The organism is Vibrio qingdaonensis, assembly GCF_026191675.1.
In the GTDB taxonomy this organism is placed as follows: domain Bacteria; phylum Pseudomonadota; class Gammaproteobacteria; order Enterobacterales; family Vibrionaceae; genus Vibrio; species Vibrio qingdaonensis.
The window spans coordinates 1-752 of sequence record NZ_JAKRRY010000143.1; the positions used below are offsets into that span (position 1 = coordinate 1).

Below are 752 nucleotides of genomic sequence, written 5' to 3' on the forward strand. Positions count from 1 at the left end.
GAAACTATCGAATCATCGATCATTTCAATATACTTTTCCATTTTGGCTTGTGTCTTCTTCTTGCTTGGTGCTGAGAATTGTCTCCAGACTTGAGACTTAAATCCTTGTTGATTAAATATGTCACGGTGAGCCTGATTTAAATCTCGGAGCTTCATTTCGAGCAAATGACCCATTCTCATCAGCGTCGCTTCATTGAGAAGGTAATCAGAGTCGGGGACATATTCTGTCAGCATTCGGACTAAGGTCATCACATCGTTCTCTCGTTTGGCTACCGCCAGTATCTGCATTAAACGATGTTTCTCTTCTTTTTTTGACGGATCAGACTCTTTATCAGGATGGATAACACTCGCAATGCGTTTGTACATTTTGTTGAGTTGAGTGCCTCGGAACATTTCTTTGAGGTTAAGCGCGTTGTCGTCTTCACTCTCAAAATAATCGAATTCAAAATCGTCCCACTCGTCTTCGGTTTGGTCCCGCGGTGAAAACGTGTCGTTATTATGTTCAACAAAAGAAGCACCTAAGGTACTGATCAAAGCTTCGATGGCGAATGGGTCACCAGAAGCCAGGATTTCGCGGATCTCTTTGTGGGGTAAATCAATCTCAGCGCCGAACATCTCCTTCATGCCGTTTTCAAATTCGCGACAAGCTGCATTGAGCGCTTGCTGTTTTTCTTTCTTAAACACTTTATCATGATAGGCCTCATACTCTTCGCATAAAGCCTCGACTTTGTCTTTATCATTGAAAAAAGGGCG

At 42.7% G+C, this 752-nt stretch carries 1 pseudogene; it reads right to left on the reverse strand.

Annotation, left to right across the window (positions count from 1 at the left end):
* Positions 1-752: pseudogene (locus tag MD535_RS25740) on the reverse strand (hypothetical protein); the annotation flags it as partial.